We start from the raw sequence: 18299 nt of genomic DNA, 5'->3' as shown, positions 1-18299 counted from the left end.
GCCCTCTTTTTTCGGGGGAAGGAGAAGGCCAGAGGGCTCAAGCTTACTTAAGTTCGTTTTGCTCTAAAAGGGTTTTGTATTGGGCTCGAGTGCTTCTGATATAGCTTTCAGCTTCCGCCATTTTCTCGGGCTTAATACCGTTATCTAGGTACGCTTGTGCAATTTGCACCGCAGCCATATCATCCGTTCCAAGAGCGAGAGCGTTGATGCTATCCGCAGCCACAGGATTGAGAGCTTCAATGCCGCCAGCAACTGTCAATTGCAGGGTGTGGTTAAGATCGTTGTAGATTTGTAAGATCGCTTGTCTAACAACGACACCCTCTTTTGAAGAAGCGAGAGTTTCGCTTGTCACATCCATCAAGTCTCTGATGACAACCTGATCGGCTTGCGGAGCTTCACAGAAAGCATCCATTTTTTGATGAACTGGCGCCAAGGCTTGTTTTAGACCTGGGAGATCCTTATTAGCAGCTTTGTAAAGAGTGGCACAGGCCTTCTTTGCAGCCGTTAAAACTCTTGCTTCTGCCTTCGCATTGCCGACAAAAAGACCACTGTGTGTGATAGCTTCATCACGCACGGGAGTGTCGAGCATGATACGCCCTGTAAGATTTTGAAGAGTGGCATCATCAACCGGCTGCTTATGTAAAATCTGTCTTTGACGAAGCGACTCATGAACAAAAGCGGCCGCCTGCGAATAGAAGCCAAGCTTATTCCAGGAAGGGATCGAAACATGAGCACGGCCATCAACATAGAAGATCACCGGTGCAAGATCCTTAGCCTGGCACGCTGATTGGCCATCGACCACGGCACGATTTACTTGGGTTAGACTAAATGGTGTGACAACCATCTGGAGGCTCTGCAGAGTTGCTTCCAGTGTAGCAAGTTCTGGCATCACTTGGGTCCAGGCTTTAACTCGGCTGACAGCGAACTGATAGGCTTGAGTTTCAGTATGCTTAAAGCTGTCAAAACCGATAAGGTTCGCCACCGATGTTACGTGGACTTGCTCGCCACGACGATCCTGAAAATTTGGTTTAGCCAGCGCCAGGTCAAGGAGTACGGGCTGACCGCCATTTAACTCGGGCTTTATGCAAAATGTGCCGCCACCACTTGAGCCAATGCCTCTGGCTGACGCCAATAAGGGCGCCACTGTCAAAGACGTAAACATCATAAGACTCAGGAAACGAAGTGCGGTTGATTTGATGAGCATATAATTCTCCTTTAAATTTAAAGTTCAATTAGCGTGCCCAATAGAGGGGCGCTTTTGGAGGGGACATTCTGGTTGAAGAACAAGCCCTCTGGATTTTTTTTGGGGGGGGAGGAACCAGAGGGCTCAAGCTGACTGAAGTTCGTTTTGCTTACCAAATAAATGTCGTTTGCAGGGTGTAGTTAAGGTGGTTATAGACTTGCAAGACATGAGATCTGACAACGACACTGTCTTCTGAAGAAGCCAGGGTTTCACGTGCTACATCCATCAAGTCTCTGATGACAACCTGATCGGCTTGCGGGTTCTCACAGAACGCATCCATCTTTTGATGAATCGGCGCCAAGGCTTGTTCTAGACCCGGGATGTTCTTCTGGGAAGAACTGTAAAGGGCCGCGCAGGCTCCCTTTGCTGCCGTCAAAAATCGCGACTCTACCTTTCCAGCATCACGCACCGGAGTGGCAGCAGCCTTTGACGACACCAACATTGGCGCCATCAAAGAAGTTAACATCATAAGACTCATGAAACGAAGTGAAGTTGATTTGTTGAACATATATTTCTCCTTATAGGTTGAAGTTCATTTCGTGCGCCCAATGTAACGCTAAGCATTATTTGCGTAAATATATACGTTATTAAAAACTTCAGAAAGTATGTATAATTCATACACATATGACTAAAGACGTTTTTCAATTCACTGATTATCGAGCCTTCATTAAAGCCCAAGTCGATCAAGATCAAAACCGTTGGGGGATCTGGGCAAAGCTAGCGCAGGCGGCTTCGTGCAAGCCGACTTATCTGTCACAGGCGATGCGAGAAAAATGTCATCTAACCTCTGAGCACATGCTCGGCATCGCTCGCTATTGGGACCTTTCCGATGCCGAAACCGATTTTCTTCTACTTTTATTGGAGTATGCCCGAGCCGGCACGCAAGAGCTTAGGGATTATTTATTTTCAAAAATAAAGCGCATTCGTAAAGAGCGAGAAGACATTGCGACACGACTTAAAAAGCCTAAATTTGAAACCGGAGAAAAGGAAACACTCTATTACTCTTCCTGGTTCTGGTCTGCCCTTCATGTGATGGTCTCGATCCCTGAATATCAGTCGCCCAAGAAAATCGCCGCACGCCTGTCTTTACCCGTTGAGTTTATTGAACAGGCCCTTCAGCGCCTGGCCACTCACGGTATCGTCACGCGCAAAGGTCAGGGGTGGACCTACGGAACTGCGGACGTGCATATCCCCAAAGACTCGCTTCTTGTCGGTGTTCATCACAACAATTGGCGACAACGGGCTGTCGCCGACTCGACGTCACCATTGGGTTCGGACGGTGTTCATTATACATCCGTTTATTCATTGAGCCGAAATGATTACCAGCATCTTAAAGAAAAGATGTTAGAGCTGATTGAGTATTCACGAAAGAAGATCGTCGACTCAAAGGAAGAAGAGATTATTTGTTTTCTGTGCGACATTTTCCCGGTGTAGGGGGCTCGAAGAGGTCCCAATTCAAGGCGCCCCAAAGGCGCCTTGAATTGAACCTTCTGAATAGAAGAATTAAAGCGTGATGACTTTTTTGTAGTCAGCCAGGCGTTTTTCAACATCGCCCAAAGTGACTTTTGAAAGAGCACGCACCGAAAAATCCTGAATCGTGTGGCTCGCCATCATAGAACCCATGATACAAGCTTGTTTCAAATGACCCAAGGTTGGCTTGTCTTTTTGCGCAGCCAAGTAGCCAAAAAAGCCACCGGCAAAAGTATCCCCCGCGCCTGTCGGATCAACCACTGTTGGGATCGGCATCGCAGGAAGAATGAAGTAGCCTTCTTCTTTTGTGTACATCGCAAAACCGTATTCGCCACGTTTAATAACCACAGCTTGGGGTCCCAAGGCCGTGATCAACGGGGCTGCTGAAATCGCATTGGCAGCGCCCGTCAACATTTTCGCTTCACCTTCGTTGATCAACACCAAGTCTACTTTTTTCAAAACCTCGATCAACTTTTCTTTTTTTATCGAGATCCAGAAATTCATTGTATCCATGCCCACGAACTTAGGCGCTTTCACCTGTTCCAAAACCTGCAACTGCAATTCCGGAGCAATATTCGCCAAGAATACGAAAGAAGAATCTTTAAAGTGCTCTGGCAATTGTGGATTGAAATGTTCGAAAACATTCAAATCTGTTTGCAAAGTTTTGGCTTCGTTCATATCGCCTTCGTAAGAACCTGCCCAATGGAAAGTCTTTCCGGCCACTTTAGAAAGGCCGCTAAGATCCACACCGCGGGAATTCAAAAGCTCATAATCGCCTTGCTCATAGTCTTCACCAACGACACCCACGACGCGCACCTTCGAAAACAAAGACGCCGCCAAAGAAAAATAATTCGCGGAACCGCCCAAAGCACGATCCACTTTTCCTGAAGGAGTTTGAATGGAATCGTAAGCCAAACTTCCGACAACTAAAATCTCTGACATAACTTATTGCTCCTGTTGAGAGGTCGCCGCGTTTTCAAGCATCTCGCGTTTATACTTCGGCAGACCTGCTAGTTTTGAATTTGAAATATCCATGGACACCGGTTTGTTGGGAACCTGGCTTGTCAATTGTCCGCAAGCCGCGAAGATATCGCGACCCATCGAACGACGCAAAAGCACGTGTGCGCCCAAACGCATCAACTCTGAATGAAACGCCTCGACGGCGGCATCGGAAGGACGTTCGTAACCCGAGCCCGGGTGCTCGTTAAAAGGAATGATATTGATTTTACAAGGCACATCCTTCACCAGTTTCACCAACTGGCGCGCATGTTCAATTTGATCTGTTACACCTTTAAGCAAAACGTATTCAAAGGTGATTTTATCCTTGGTGATACGATAGTGCTCTTTGCAGGCATTTAACAATTCCGTCGTATTCCACTTTTTATTGATCGGCATAACTTGGGTGCGGATTTCATCCGTCGGACCATTTAGGCTCACCGCCAAACGCACTTTGGCTTCAGAGACTCGCCACATTTCCGGCACAATCCCCGATGTCGAAACGGTGATCTTCTTGCGCGACAAATTGATTCCCCAAGGAGAATGAAGAACATCGATCGTCTGGAAAACTGCTTCCGGATTATCCAACGGCTCGCCCATGCCCATGAAAACGATATTCGTGATACGTTGGCCTTCACCCAAACGATCGTGCACTTGCATGAATTGTCCGACAATTTCTTCCGTGCGCAGACGTCGTTTCAATTTTTGTTTGCCCGTAAAGCAGAACTTACATCCAATGTTGCAGCCCACTTCTGAAGAAATACACAAAGTCAGACGGTCTTCAGATGGAATAACGACGGCCTCAACGCTGTTACCGCTACCCATATCAAAGAGCAGTTTTTGCGTCCCATCGACCGACTTTAAATGAGTCAATACTGGCGGAAGATCGAAAGACAGAATCTGTGGCAATGAAGCGCGGAACTCTTTCGAAAGATTGGTCATCAGCTCGGGATCTGTTACACGCTGTTCGTAGACCCATTTAAAGATCTGCTGTGCGCGGAACTGTTCTTTTCCTTTGCCTTTCAAATAGGCTTTAAGGCCTTCCAAAGTCAGGGAGTAGAAATTCACCGGTTTGTTTTCGAGGGGTTTGGCGACGTTATCGTCAGAGTAGTTTACAGGCGCGCTAGTTTGAGTGGTGTCAACACCATCATTCAATTCCATCTTCGGGGCTCCTTGGCTTGTTACAGCCATGCTTATTACAGCTGGGACCTTGTCAGTCCCTTTGGTTAAGGATTTATGTGGGCTCGTTTGTAGCATAGCACCCGATCATTTCCTAGGGATTTCAGCAAATTGAGGGTTTCTCCCAAGCATTTTCTACACATTTTGCCGGTCCCCTGGCCACGTCTTGCCCGACCTATTCGAAAGCCGCATATTTAGTTGCCCTTGTCTTCCTGAAAGGGGCTCTTTATATTGACCGCATGATTTGGCCCTTTATTTTTCTTTCTTATGCGAGCTTGTTTGTATTTGGTCTGACTGACAATATCAGGGGCCCTCTTTTTCCAGAAATTCTGAAGCAATTTGGAGTCAGCGATTCGTTGGGCTCCATGATGTTCGCGCTCAGTAATATTTCGGGTTTCATCGCCAGCTATGGATCTCGTTATCTTTTGCGACGTTATGATCGTCTCAGCGTCCTCCAGGGGGGCGCCATCGGGTTGATGCTGGCGATGTGGGGACTGGCCGCCTCTCCGATCTTCCCTCTCTTCTTGGTTTTCAGTTTTATCTATGGCTTGTGCCTGGGTATTCTGGGGCTCGTGCCAAATATTCTTGTGCCCATGGGTTCGACTCCTCAAAAAAAACAACAAATGTTGTCGGGCCTGCATACCATGTATGGACTGGCCAGTCTGATGGCTCCCCTTTTAGCGGCGGGCATGGAGTACCTAACCGGCAGTTGGCGGTGGACTTTTGCAGCGGCCTCGCTGGCGCCCTTGATCTTTGTCGGTTACACCTTTCACTCCAGTCACAAGTCTTTGCACACAAAAGCCTCTTTTTCACCCGAGACTCACAAGGCGAATAAAAAGAAAAACTTCAAGCCACAGATTTTTTTGGCGATCATGTTAAGTTTGGCTGTGGCCGCCGAAATCATGGTTTCTTCCCGTCTGGCGTTGTACATGCAAAGAACCTGGAACTATGACATGGAAGCGGCCAGCATCTATGTGACCTATTTCTTTATTGCGATGATGCTGGGACGTTTGCTTTTTGCGGTAGTGCATTTTAAACGCTCTCCTCAATTTCTGCTTTCGGCCTCTTTGCTGTTAACAGGTATCTGTATTTTAGGCGGTGTCTTTATTCATCCGCTGTTTCTTACCGGCACAGGTTTCATGATTGCCCCCTTTTATCCCTTGGCGATTTCCTGGATCTCGACAGAGTTTCCAGAGGACTTGGACACCGCCGTTTCCTATATGATGGCGACAGATTCTATCATGTTGATCATTATGCATTTAACAATCGGCAAACTGACGGACCTGTTTGGCATTCGTGAAGCCGTTCTTTGCGGCCTGGTCTTTGTCGTGGTGTCCTTAGTTTTGGTGAACAGCTATCAGTTCTTTTTTAAACGCCCTAAAGAAGAAAACAAACCGTCCTATCATCCGCACGATAGGCAGGCCCCGGCGAAATAAAAATTCATTCATATTCACTAAACAAGTTTGCGATCTAGGAAGAGCGCGGAAACCATGCGATACTAGCGCTCTATGACCCGGGAATTTCGCAAAAACATCCGTGGTCGCGGCGCCAGTAGCAATGTCACCAATCGTTACGACTCTTTGAAATATGAAGCTACTACAGAAGATTTCGACAATTATCTTGAGGACGAAAAAGCTCTTCTTAAAACGGAAGTTCTGAAAGATTCTTCGCGCACGATTATCACGGAAAATAAAAGCCCAGACATCGGCTTTACTTTTTCAATCAATCCTTATCGCGGCTGTGAACACGGCTGCGCGTATTGCTACGCGCGCCCCACTCACGAGTACTTAGGTTTATCGCCGGGATTGGATTTTGAATCTAAAATTTTTGTGAAAGAAGAAGCCCCGCAACTTTTGCGAACCGCTTTACTGAAGCCCTCGTGGCAACCCGCAGTGATTGCTATGAGTGGCATCACCGATTGCTACCAGCCCTTAGAAAGAAAGATGCAACTAACGCGTGGATGCCTGGAAGTTCTATTAGAGTTTAAAAATCCTGTTTCCTTGATCACCAAAAATGCTTTAGTCACTCGCGACGTAGACCTTCTGGCGCCAATGGCGGCTTATAATGGAGTTTTAGTTTTTATTTCCATCACTTCTTTAGATGATGAACTTGTGCAGGTTTTGGAGCCGCGCACCTCCCGTCCCGCTGCCCGCCTGAAAGCTCTTGAAACTCTGGCTCACGCGGGTGTGCCTGTGGGCGTGAATGTCGCTCCTTGCATTCCGGGATTGAATGACCACGAAATGCCGGCCATTTTAAAAGCAGCCCGGGACGCGGGAGCCCAGTATGCCGGCTACACACCTTTGCGTTTGCCGTCGTCCGTCAGTCCTCTTTTTGAAGAATGGCTGGACGTCCATCGCCCCTTGAAAAAGGAAAAAATCTTGAACTCGGTGCGTGATATACGTGGCGGCAAACTCAATGATCCTAACTTTGGCTCGCGTATGCGCGGACAGGGAGCTCGCGCCGAACAAATGGCGCAAATGTTCAAGCTTTATACTCGCAAATATGACTTAAATGTGAAAAAGTTTGAGCTCTCGACTGAGCACTTTCAGCGCCGCGGGGATCAACTAAAATTTGATATAGATTAAGATGAGAAAAATAGCGTTGGACCTAAAACAATTTGCCGTGCCTGCGCCTCGTGTTGGTAGCATCGAGTCGCATTCAGGCTATGGACCGATCCCCACCAGTGGTCAGGAAGTGCATGTGATGATCCAGCGCCAACGCGTGCGCGAAAACTCTGGCTACACGCCGGAAAAGAAATACGTCCATTCATTTACGGCAGATCCCTATGAATTTGTTATTTCAGGAAGAGCCGATGGCTGTGTCGAAGCCACAGGTTTGATTGAAGAAATCAAGTCCTCTTTTGATATTGATGATTTGCGGGCAAAGCTGGAACGCGAGCCCAATCATCCCTACGTCTGGCAATTAAGAACCTATGGCTATTTCCACTTTCAACAGACCGGGCAATTCCCCACCTTGAAGTTGCATTTGGTGTCACTACGAAATTTCAAATCTTATGACCTGAATGTGGAATTGGATTTGGACGGCTATGAAGCCTGGTTAAAGATCCGTCTGGCTGAACTGGTGGAAGAAACCAAAGAAAAAGAAAAACTTTTTAAAAAACGGCAAAAAGCTGGCGAAGACATGAACTTCCCATTTGCTTCGCCTCGCAAGGGGCAAAAAGAGCTTGTCGAAACAATTTCTGAAAATCTGAAAAATGAAAATCCACTTTTAGTGCAAGCCCCTACCGGACTAGGTAAAACTATCGGTGTGCTTTATCCATCGCTGAAAGAAGCTTTACCGCGCGGGCAGCGAGTCGTCTATGTTACGCCAAAGAACTCGCAACACCAGGTGGCTGAAGAAGCGGTGGAACGCCTGCAAGAGCAAGGATGCAAAATACGCTCGTTGACTATCACTGCCAAAAGTAAGATGTGCCTGAAAGCCGAGCCTTTGTGCAATCCGCAGTACTGCGAATTCGCGAAAGACTACTATCAAAAGGTGGCCGAACACGATCTGATCAATAAGCTTTCACGACTGCGCAGTCTAGACAGTGAAAAATTAAAGACCATGGGCGAAGAGTTTCAAGTTTGCCCTTTTGAGTTGTCGGTGGAAGCCATTGAACGCGCCGACGTGGTCATCGGAGATTACAACTATGTCTTTGCTCCCCGCAGCCTGATCGGACGCCTGGCGGCGCCTCTTTTAGAAGAAAATGAAAAAGCGAATCTGGTGATTGACGAGGCTCACAATCTTCCTTCGCGCGCCCAGGACTATTTTTCGCCGAGCATTTCAACTCAACAACTGGCTTTGCTGGAAAAAGATTTTTCCCGTCTGCCGCCCACTTTTTACATGCAGGCTCAGGCCTTGTGTCAGCGCGCGCGCCGGCTGATTTCTTCCTATGGCAAAGATGGCATTTCCAAAAAAGTCACTATCGACTTAGATCCCTTCCTGGAAATTGAACAGGATGTTCGGGAAATGACCACGTCTTATCTGGAATCAGAAACTGAAATACTGCCGCAGGACCCGATTTTGCGCATGATGAATATGTGGTCCGAATTCGTGGCCTCTTTGACTTTAAGCGGGGATGAATTTTTTCAGACCTATCAAAAAAGCACTTTCAGCGAAATGCTTAAGATCACCTGTTGTGATGCCTCGGAACATTTGGCTTCCGCATACAAAGAATTTAAAAACGTCGTGGCTTTTTCCGCGACGTTGAAACCCTTCACCTACTATCAAGAGCTGATGGGGTTCCCCGAAGAAACCACCAAACAGGTTGAGTTTTCTTCGCCATTTGAAAAAGATAATCGCAAACTTCTGATTATCCCACAGATCTCCACGAAGTTTTCTGATCGTCATGTCAGTGCCGGAAAAATTGTCGAAACCATTCAAAGGATCACGGCACTGCGAAAAGGCAACTATATCGCTCTTTTCCCCAGTTTCGAATTTCTGCGCATGGTGGAAGCCAAACTTTCTTTGCCGGAATTTCAGATTTTGGTGCAGGAACGCGAAATGAAACAAAAGCAAACTCAAGAGTATCTTGAGGAGCTGAAAGCCGGGAACAAACCAACACTTCTTATGGGCGTGCAAGGTGGTGTCTTTTCCGAAGGCGTGGACTTTCCCGGAGATATGCTGATCGGGGCTTTTGTGATCGGCCCGGCTCTTCCCAACTTTGATTTTGAGCGCGAGCAAATACGCGCCTACTATGAGCTTCGCTATGGCAAGGAAAACGCGTTCAACTACGCCTACGTCTATCCGGCCATGGCCAAAGCCATTCAGTCAGCGGGACGGGTGATTCGTTCGGAAACAGATCGTGGTGTTATTGTCATGCTGGATTCCCGCTTCCTGCAGGCCAGCTATGCTGAGACTATGCCTGACGGCTGGTTCAATGAATCTCCGCAAGAGCTCGTTTCGCGTCAGATTCTAAGCGACATCAAAGAGTTTTGGGGGACCTCTGTATGAGTTTGCTCAAAACGCCAGTTCTTTTTTTGGATTTGCAAACCACAGGTGCCAAACCAGACACTGCGCATATTTTGGAAATCGCCTGGGCCTCGCTCGCCAGTGAACATATTGAAAGTGCATTGATTGAACAAGTTGAAGATGTCCCCCGCCGCATTCAGTTTATCACGGGGATTTATCAAAAAGATCTAGAGGCAGCCCGCCCTTTACCGCAGGTATTTGCCGATCTCAGAAGTTTTGTTCAGAAGCACTTGGGCTCTGAAGCGGTGGCGGTCATTCATTTTGCGCAATTTGAACGTCCCTTCCTGGTGGATGCCTATGAAAAGCTACAGGAAGAAATGCCTTTTTCTATTCTGTGCACACACGAAATTGCCAAGCGCCTGCTTCCCAATCTTCCGACAAGAGGAATCAAAGGACTTGCGGGATATTTTGGCTGCCCCTCGGGTGAACTAAAGCGCGCTGCCAATCATGTGCAAGCCACGCAGGTCATTTGGCAAGGATTGACGACGGCTTTAGCTGAAAAAGGCATACTCTCCTTGGCCGACCTTGAACAATGGCTTCAAGACACCCCCAAAACCGCGCGAGTGAAGTACGAATACCCGCTGCCGAAAGAAAAGCGCCTGAGTCTGCCCAAACAGCCCGGCGTCTATCGTATGATAAGCCGCTGGGGGGAAGTCCTGTACGTCGGTAAAGCAACCTCCCTGCACGACCGTGTTAACAGCTACTTCCGGGGACAGAAAAATCGCGACACTCGAAAATTGGAAATGCTCACGCAAGTGTGGGATTTACAAGTCACACCCGTAGGCAGTCCTTTAGAGGCCGCATTGCTTGAGACCGACGAAATCAAGCGTTTGGACCCGCCTTACAACATCAGTTTAAAAACCGGACGACGAGAGCTTTGTTTCTTCAACAAAGCTTTTACGTCATTTCGTAATGAAGCCGACGAAGAACACTTTCTGGGACCTTTTGCTAACGCCTTGGCTTTGGATTCCATTTTAAAACTAAGTGCGTCCTTGCAGGACAAGTCTTTCGACGAAAACATATTCTACGAGCCGATGGATGCCGCCCTTTTGGCAGAAGGCTTCCAGGTTTTCTGCCAACGCCACGGATTTACGCCTCAGACTTTCTGTTCGGTGCGATCCATTCTGGCCGTGGGATTGAATTGGTATCGTCAGCTTCAGGAAGAGGAAGAAATCGCAGACTCAGAAGCAACAGACACAACAGAAGAAGCGGAAGAAGATAATGATACCGAAGAGCTTCTGGAGATCGAGCTGACGCCCGAAGATCTGGCCGACAAGTATGAGCGGCACTTCATTCGCTCGGCTGCGACCTATCTCCGTACGAAACGTCTGACACGGCTTTTGAATGTTCATATACAGATTGATGATAAGATGACATTAAAAATCCAAAACGGAAAAGTGCTGCAACCCGAAGCTTCACTGCAAAAGCAGAAAGGGTCCTGGAAAGATCTTTCGATTGATACCTATGACCGAATGACAGTGCTATTTACCGAATTGAATAAGCTGAAAGATCAAAATCAGAAAATAGACTTTATTTAAAACGTTCGTATAAAAGCGGCACTTCTTTACCCAGCCATAACGCCGCTTGAGTATGATCATAAAGATCATCGCCGGTCAGTTCATGCACCAAGACAGACAGATCACCGCGCGCCTTCATCAACCACAAGACGACTTCAGAAAATAACGCCAAAGGAAAATTGATTTCAAACATGGGTAAGGGGTGCGGACCAATAGGTTCGGGAATCAGTTGCCCAACAAAGACCTGACGTCCCGCAAATTCCTGCATCGCCTTCAGTCTTAATTCCGCGGCCGCTGTTAAAGAAGCCTCGGAAAAATAAATATGGGCATCGAATTCGCGCGGAAATCCCTGTGGCAAAAGCTGAGAATTGACCTTGTATGATCTTTCCATAACGGCAACCTAGTGCGCCGCCTGGATGTATTCTTTAAGCTCGGGAATTTCACAAGGTACACATCCAACTTTTCCGACAACCACACCGGCAGCAAAGTTAGCCAACATGCAGGAATGAACCAAAGAAAGACCCGAAACCAGCCCCAAAGAAAGAGCGGCAATCACGGTATCACCCGCGCCCGTCACATCAAACACCTTGCGGGCATAAGTCGGAACTTCCGTGATGTGATCTCCGGAAAAGATCGTCATACCATCTTTACCACGAGTCAAAACCACTTCTTTCGCTCCTGTGATTTTTTGCAATGCCTGACCAACATCAACGACTTTATTCGGGTTGTTACGAAGGTCATCGAAATCCATTCCCGCCAAAGTCACCGCTTCGTCAAAGTTTGGCTTGATCAGATCGACACCCTGATAGAACGGCCCTGAAGAGGTTTTATGTGGATCGACTAGAACGCGTTTGCCCTTTTGTTTGCAAATCGCGACGACCTTTTCGATGACATTTCTCGAGATCACGCCTTTTTTATAATCTTCAATGACAACACAATCAGCGTCTTCAACATTTTTTTCCACCATGTGCACCATTTGTGCTTCAACTTCAGCAGAAAGGCTGGAACGAACTTCGTAGTCAACGCGAACCAGATGATGATGTTTAGCCATCACGCGGGTTTTACGCGTGGTCGGACGAGAAGTGTCTGTCACTAAAAACTCGGAACTGACACCGCTCTTGGCGCAAAGCTCGCGCAGAAGGTTGGCTCCGGTGTCGTTGCCAACAACAGAAACCAGCATCGCGGTACCACCCAGGCTGCAGACGTTTTGCGCAACGTTGGCCGCCATGCCCAAGCGAACGTCCTCTTGTTCCACTTCCAAAACCGGAACCGGAGCCTCGGGACTGATCCGACGAACTTCCCCCATGACGTACTCATCAACACAGACATCGCCGATAATGAGGATTTTTTTACCCTTTAAACGAGGCAATTGATTGATCAGAAGTTCTTTCTCTTGAGGGCCTACGGCCGCCTTTACAGGTGTTGTCATTTTTTCATCCTTCAGGCCATGGTTTTAGCGGATGACGGGCCCCCTGTCACCTTCTTATCACTCGCCCGTTGGCCAGAGCCCTGTAGCTATGGTATGGACTTCCCATGACAAAATCCAAAGGAAAATTTTTCGGCAAGGGACCTTCGCGACCTCCACAAAGAGGCGGCTTTTCTGCAACGCGACCTTCCTCTGAAAAAAAGGGTCCAGCCCGTGGTTTGGTCTACAAAAGCGGCTATATCAGTCCTCGGGAAAAAGAAGAGATCCTGAAGTATTTAGCGACGCTGTATCCAATTTGGGAGATGCGCTACTCGAAAAACAATCCGCCTCCAGAGAATCAGAAACAGCGACCTCTTTTACGCCCCGTCTACTGGTTGGGGAACTGGCAGTTCGCCTGCCTTAACTACTATCATCCGCCTAAAGGCATTTATAATCGTTGCGTGCAAGCCGAAGGTTATCCCCCTGTTCTGGAATATCTGGTGCAAAAAATCGAAGCACTGGTGCATGAAAGTTTTGAGCCTCGTGATATTCCGCGTGGTTGGCACTTAAATACCTGCCTCATTAATTACTATGGAAATCAGATCACCGACGACGGCAAACGGGTCGACTGTGCCCGCGTCGGAGAGCATAAGGACTTTGAACCCGGCCCGGTGGCGTCCATCTCGTTCGGAGAAAAAGCTCTGTTTCAATTTGTCTCGAGCAAAGGCACCGAAGCAAAATCCAATGTGATTGTGCAACAGTGGCTGGAAGATCGCTCGCTGCAAATCTTCGGCGGCGACAAATTCAAAAAACATCTTTTTCATCGAGTTCAGCGGGTGGATCGAAAAGAGGGACACCTATTTCCGTTAAACGAGATCAGCAACTTTGAAACCCGCCGGATCAACTTCACCTTCCGCTACGTTCCCGACGAACACGTCGTGCCTTTTCATCGTTTGCCGGACGAAGCCAAGGAAGATGTTCAGGGCTACATGCAAAAGCTGTCTGAGCATTCTGATTTCTTTAAAGAGCAACTCGCAAAACCACAGACCTAGACCGCGCGCCAGTCCTGACCCAGTCCTCACTTTTAAAGGCCGGTCTTGCTTTTAACCCCGAAAACTCTTTGAATAAGATCCATGCAAAAAGAATACGATGTTTTGATAGTCGGAGCAGGGATCATAGGAACTTCCATCGGCGCAGAGCTGGCTCGTCGAGGAGCGAAAGTCGCCGTCATTGATAAGGGCACCGTGGGTCGCGGCTGTTCTTATGGTAACGCCGGGTGGATGACACCGTGTTTTGCCATGCCACTTCCGATGCCGGGCATGCTTTTGAAATCCATGAAGTGGTTGTTGGACCCCGCAAGCCCCCTGTACATCAAACCTTCTTTGTCCTTGGATTTAGCTTCGTGGCTTTTCCAATTTATGAAAGCCATGAATGAAACTCAGGCTCGCCGTGCCGTGGATGCCCTGGTGGTATTGTCGCAGAAAAGTCTGACCGAATACGAAAAACTGGGACAGAAATATCCCGAAATCTTTTTTCAGCAAAAAGGTCTGTTGATGGTTTCCAAAACGCAGGCGGGTGTTGCCGCTGCCATAGAGGAATTGAACTATGTGAAAGATTTAGGTGTCCCGGGACGAGTGCTGAATTCCGACGAGATTTGCAGCATGGAGCCTGCATTAAAGCCCGCCCTTCTAGGTGGAGTTTACTTCGAAAAAGAGGCCATGGCTGAACCCTATCAAGTGGTGCAGGCCTTAGCGCAAGAAATTCGCACTCACGGTGGTGAGATCCTTGAAAACTGCACACTGCAGGATCTGCCCGTTACCGGCAACAGAATCGAAAAAGTGGTGACATCCCAAGGTGAAATCAAAGCCCAACACGTCGTCATGGCGACGGGAAGCTGGTCCAAGGATCTTGCGCGCATGATGCGCTTACGAGTGCCAGTTTTGGGAGGCAAAGGCTACGCCATGATCGTCCCCCCTTTGGAAAAACAACCCCAATATCCGATGATGTTGGTAGAAAAGAAAATCGCCATCACTCCCCGTCAGAATTCTTTAAGAATTGCCGGAACTTTAGAACTGGTCGATCAAGATTTTTCAATCACCCCCAAGCGGGTGGATAACATCAAAAAGGGCGCACGCGAATTTTTGCACTTACCTGAACAACTGCAAGTTCAAGAGCTTTGGGCAGGTCTTCGCCCCTGCACTCCGGACGGTGTGCCTTTGATCGGCTACCACAACAAGATTGCAAATTTGGTCTTAGCTTTAGGTCATCAGATGCTGGGGCTGCAAAGTGGCACGGGCACGGGACTGTTGGTTTCTGATTTGATCGAAGGTAAAAAGCCTTTCGTCGATCTGCAAGTTCTGGACGCCAACCGCTTCTAAAAACGGGGCCGTTGTTTTACAAGGCCACCGGCCAGGTGGCTTTTAAAACAGGCGTCTTTTGAGTCGTCTCGATGGACAAATGCAGATTTTGATTGAGCCAACGCACAATCATCTCTTGCTCTGATTCACTCAATTCTTTATTCAAAAAACGAAAATCAAACTGCGAAAGCGGCAGGCTTAAATTCATGGTCTTTTCTTTGCCTGCGGCATTTTCCAGTTCTAGTTCCACCGTCGCAAAACCGGATTTTTTTGCTGGCTCATTCACCGTGAATTTCACTGATGACCCTTTGTCGAAAAAGCCCTTCCACTCGTCGTCGGCCAGATCAATGGCCAAAGATCTTTCGGTCATTTTAAAACCGGGAGAATGAGAAAGAATTTGTGCCTGCAAAAGGGTTGTCAGCGCACCCCAATCATAGGCGATCGGCAAGGAGCAATGAATTCCCTGCGGCAGATCCACCACGCGAATGTTTTTGCTGTCGACTTTCAAATCTTTATTCTGCAGTCGTTGCGAATTGATATTGAATGGAACGGCGGGATCTTGCTCGGTCGCAAAAATCAGCACCGGTTGTTCAATGTTTTTATAAAACTTCCAAAAGTTATTGAGCTCCCAAAAATCAGGACCATCTTTCATCCCCGGCGGCAGCTTTATACTGGAGATGTAAGACAATCCGCCCTTATAGGTGCGCGCCACCTCGGTGATTGTCGTCGAAAGAAACGAAAAGCTGTCATAACTGACCAGTGCGGGTATTTTTTCTTCAAGCGCACTCAACCGTTGCCGCCCCCATAGATCCACGAACGCGGATTTCACACCACTGTTCGTCAAGCTGAGCATTGTCGCGTTCAAGTCAACGACCGGGCACATCGCCGTAAAACTTTGCATCAGCGGCCGTGCCGCCGACGAGTTGTACTTATTCAACAAAGAGGCAAACAAGATGCCGTGCCCACCTAAACTGATCCCGAAAAAATGCACCGAATCGACCAACTGAGAAAGCGGTTCATTGTTGTCATTGAGAAGCTTTGCGATCAGCAAATTTTGAATTCCCTCGTCGTAACCGCCGAAAGAAAACTGATTGTTATTCGTGACGAACTGACCGCTGGACATGTTTTCCAACAACAGAACATTGAAAGGTGATTGCTCAAATAGCATCATCATCCAGGCGCGCTCGGCTTTGAAATCCTCGCTGTTAGCGAAAATCCCCAGGCGGATAATCACCATGGGTCGGCGTTTAAAATCTCCCTTTAAACCTAAAAGCCCCTTCAGCTTGATATTCCCAGGCAGGTTGATGACAACGCGACGAAGAAAGGGATGACCAAAAGGATCATATTTCATGGTCAGCATACTCATATTTGCGAAATAGCCGTTGTCACCTGTCTCAAGCTCTGTGCGGCATTCTTGGAAGTACTTCTGAAGCAAAGCGCCTTGAAGTTGCGATGAGTTTTTAAGACGCGGGTCTTTTAAGCGCTGTCCCCAGATATCGGGGTCACAAGCGACACTAAAAAGCTTCGGCTCACCGCGAGGAATCCAGCTAATAACGTTGTTAAACAGAAAGTTCAGGGGCTCTGGATACTGCCCCGACGCGTCAGTCAGGATTGGCGACGATTCCGCCGGAAATTCAATGCGCGAACTATTGAACTGTTCCATGAAGGCGCGTTGCGGACTACTGGCAAAGACCGGGAGAGAGACAACAACAAGACCTAAGAGGGTAAAACAAGACCGAAGCATAGGCCCTGATTGTGGCCAATAAGAACCACTGAGTCATCTCCTTTTTCCGGAGTGACTTTGAGTATTTGCTTCATTAGACTCGGGCGAGTGTATTTTTAAGGAGACACAAATCATGGAACACAAGATAGAGCCGGTTTATGACGGGCCTCTTTTCAGGAACGCTCTTCAAACTCTCGAAGAAGCGGCAAAAATTATTAACTGTGACCCGAACGTCCTAGAGCGCTTGAAGCGTCCTCGTCGCACCATCACAGTTTCAGTTCCCGTTCGCATGGACGACTACAGCGTCAAAGTTTTCACTGGGTACCGCGTGCAATATTCACCAACCTTGGGCCCTTACAAGGGTGGTATCCGTTATCACCAAAATGTCGATCTTTCTGAAGTTGTCGGTCTTGCCGCTTTGATGACTTTCAAAAACTCCGTTCTTGGTCTTCCTTTGGGTGGAGCCAAAGGCGGTATCACTGTTGATCCAACAAAACTTTCCCGCACGGAAAAGCAAAACCTGACTCGTCGTTACGCTTCTGAAATTGGCCCTTTCGTAGGCCCCACTAAAGATATTCCAGCGCCTGACGTGGGCACGGACCCACAAACGATGGCTTGGTTCATGGACACTTACTCCCAAGAGCAAGGTGGCTTCGCGCAACCTGGTGTCGTCACTGGGAAACCGGTTGAAATCGGTGGTTCTTTAGGTCGTAACCATGCAACCGGCTTGGGTGTGGTTTACGTGGCTGAAAAAGCTTTCGAAGTCTGCGGTATGAAAATGGCGGGTTCCGCTATCGCAATTCAAGGCTTCGGTAACGTCGGTTCTTTCGCGGCGAAATTTGCTCACGAACGTGGCGCACGCATCGTTGCGGTGTCTGACGTTTCTGGCGGTATTTACAATGGCGATGGCCTGGATATTCCAGAAGTAATAGAGTACGTGAAAGCGCACAAGTTCTTGAAGGGCTATCCAAAAGCGCAACCGATCAGCAATGAAGAATTGCTTGAAGTAAAGTGTGATGCTTTATTCCCTTGTGCTCTTGAAAACCAAATCGACACTCACAATGCTGAAAAGGTTCAAGCGAAAATCATCTGTGAAGGTGCCAACGGTCCTGTCACAAATGCCGCGACAAAAATCCTTCATAAACGTGGTATCTTCATCGCTCCAGACGTTATTGCGAATGGTGGCGGTGTGATCGTTTCTTACTTCGAATGGGTTCAAGACATCATGTCGTTCTTCTGGGACGAAGAAGAAGTGAACGGTCGTTTGAAAGGTATCATCACGAAAGCCTTCGATAAAGGTTACGCGCTTTCTAAAGAGAAAAACGTCGACATGAGATCTGCAGCTATGGCGGTTTCAGTTCAACGTCTTGAAAAAGCGATGCTTCTAAGAGGCCTATATCCTCGATGATTAAGTTCGGTTGCGCGGCTTCGGCCGCTC

15 protein-coding genes are annotated in these 18299 nt (G+C 48.0%); 8 read left to right on the top strand and 7 right to left on the bottom strand.

Annotated elements, in window-relative coordinates; genetic code table 11:
• Positions 1 to 43: 43 nt before the first annotated feature.
• Entirely contained in the window at positions 44 to 1204 is a 1161-nt protein-coding gene (locus OM95_RS01890) for a hypothetical protein (protein ID WP_041869656.1), read from the bottom strand.
• A gap of 148 nt (positions 1205 to 1352) precedes the next feature.
• Positions 1353 to 1751 (bottom strand): hypothetical protein, encoded by a 399-nt coding sequence (locus tag OM95_RS01885; protein ID WP_041869653.1) that lies wholly within the window; start codon positions 1749 to 1751, stop codon positions 1353 to 1355.
• Between the two features lie 116 nt (positions 1752 to 1867).
• Here OM95_RS01885 and OM95_RS01880 point away from each other — a divergent pair, with 116 nt between their 5' ends.
• The gene (locus tag OM95_RS01880; RefSeq protein WP_041869650.1) at positions 1868 to 2677 is read left to right on the top strand and encodes a TIGR02147 family protein; all 810 of its coding nucleotides are present in this window, start codon (positions 1868 to 1870) and stop codon (positions 2675 to 2677) included.
• 69 nt (positions 2678 to 2746) lie between these two features.
• On the opposite strand, the gene OM95_RS01875 is transcribed toward OM95_RS01880, so the two are convergent.
• A complete protein-coding gene (locus OM95_RS01875) occupies positions 2747 to 3655 on the bottom strand; it encodes a PfkB family carbohydrate kinase (RefSeq protein ID WP_041869648.1) in 909 nt (302 codons plus the stop codon).
• Positions 3656 to 3658: 3 nt separating this feature from the next.
• Positions 3659 to 4870 (bottom strand): 23S rRNA (adenine(2503)-C(2))-methyltransferase RlmN, encoded by a 1212-nt coding sequence (gene rlmN / locus OM95_RS01870; RefSeq protein WP_291515446.1) that lies wholly within the window; start codon positions 4868 to 4870, stop codon positions 3659 to 3661.
• A gap of 257 nt (positions 4871 to 5127) precedes the next feature.
• Here rlmN and OM95_RS01865 point away from each other — a divergent pair, with 257 nt between their 5' ends.
• The 4 genes from OM95_RS01865 to OM95_RS01850 all read left to right on the top strand — a co-directional run bounded on the left by OM95_RS01865 (position 5128) and on the right by OM95_RS01850 (position 11397).
• Positions 5128 to 6324 (top strand): MFS transporter, encoded by a 1197-nt coding sequence (locus OM95_RS01865; RefSeq protein ID WP_291515445.1) that lies wholly within the window; start codon positions 5128 to 5130, stop codon positions 6322 to 6324.
• Between the two features lie 72 nt (positions 6325 to 6396).
• Positions 6397 to 7473 carry a PA0069 family radical SAM protein gene (locus OM95_RS01860; protein ID WP_041869645.1) on the top strand — a complete coding sequence of 359 codons (1077 nt, stop codon included), beginning with the start codon at positions 6397 to 6399 and terminating at the stop codon, positions 7471 to 7473.
• 1 nt (position 7474) lies between these two features.
• Positions 7475 to 9841 carry an ATP-dependent DNA helicase gene (locus OM95_RS01855; RefSeq protein ID WP_041869642.1) on the top strand — a complete coding sequence of 789 codons (2367 nt, stop codon included), beginning with the start codon at positions 7475 to 7477 and terminating at the stop codon, positions 9839 to 9841.
• Complete coding sequence (locus tag OM95_RS01850) at positions 9838 to 11397, top strand: exonuclease domain-containing protein (protein WP_041869639.1); 1560 nt, start codon at positions 9838 to 9840, stop codon at positions 11395 to 11397. Before OM95_RS01855 ends, OM95_RS01850 begins: the two co-directional genes overlap by 4 nt.
• On the opposite strand, the gene OM95_RS01845 is transcribed toward OM95_RS01850, so the two are convergent.
• Positions 11390 to 11767: a DOPA 4,5-dioxygenase family protein gene (locus tag OM95_RS01845; protein ID WP_041869637.1), complete on the bottom strand. Its 378-nt coding sequence runs from the start codon at positions 11765 to 11767 to the stop codon at positions 11390 to 11392. The two genes, OM95_RS01850 and OM95_RS01845, sit on opposite strands and share 8 nt — an antisense overlap.
• 9 nt (positions 11768 to 11776) lie before the next feature.
• Entirely contained in the window at positions 11777 to 12805 is a 1029-nt protein-coding gene (rfaE1, locus tag OM95_RS01840; RefSeq protein WP_041869636.1) for a D-glycero-beta-D-manno-heptose-7-phosphate kinase, read from the bottom strand.
• A gap of 104 nt (positions 12806 to 12909) precedes the next feature.
• Here rfaE1 and OM95_RS01835 point away from each other — a divergent pair, with 104 nt between their 5' ends.
• Together OM95_RS01835 and OM95_RS01830 are read left to right on the top strand one after the other, a co-directional pair.
• Positions 12910 to 13833 (top strand): alpha-ketoglutarate-dependent dioxygenase AlkB, encoded by a 924-nt coding sequence (locus tag OM95_RS01835; protein ID WP_041869634.1) that lies wholly within the window; start codon positions 12910 to 12912, stop codon positions 13831 to 13833.
• A gap of 81 nt (positions 13834 to 13914) precedes the next feature.
• On the top strand, positions 13915 to 15159 hold the full coding sequence (locus OM95_RS01830) for an FAD-dependent oxidoreductase (protein ID WP_041869631.1): 1245 nt from the start codon (positions 13915 to 13917) through the stop codon (positions 15157 to 15159).
• 16 nt (positions 15160 to 15175) lie between these two features.
• On the opposite strand, the gene OM95_RS01825 is transcribed toward OM95_RS01830, so the two are convergent.
• The gene (locus OM95_RS01825; protein ID WP_041869858.1) at positions 15176 to 16801 is read right to left on the bottom strand and encodes a hypothetical protein; all 1626 of its coding nucleotides are present in this window, start codon (positions 16799 to 16801) and stop codon (positions 15176 to 15178) included.
• A gap of 193 nt (positions 16802 to 16994) precedes the next feature.
• Between OM95_RS01825 and OM95_RS01820 the strand changes: the two genes are divergently transcribed.
• Positions 16995 to 18269, top strand: a complete 1275-nt coding sequence (locus tag OM95_RS01820) for a Glu/Leu/Phe/Val dehydrogenase (RefSeq protein WP_041869629.1) — start codon at positions 16995 to 16997, stop codon at positions 18267 to 18269.
• Positions 18270 to 18299: the final 30 nt, after the last annotated feature.

It is taken from the genome of Bdellovibrio sp. ArHS (assembly GCF_000786105.1).
Classification (GTDB): Bacteria; Bdellovibrionota; Bdellovibrionia; order Bdellovibrionales; family Bdellovibrionaceae; genus Bdellovibrio.
Note: the sequence above shows the minus strand (reverse complement) of the source record. Positions and strands in the feature narration are given on the sequence as shown.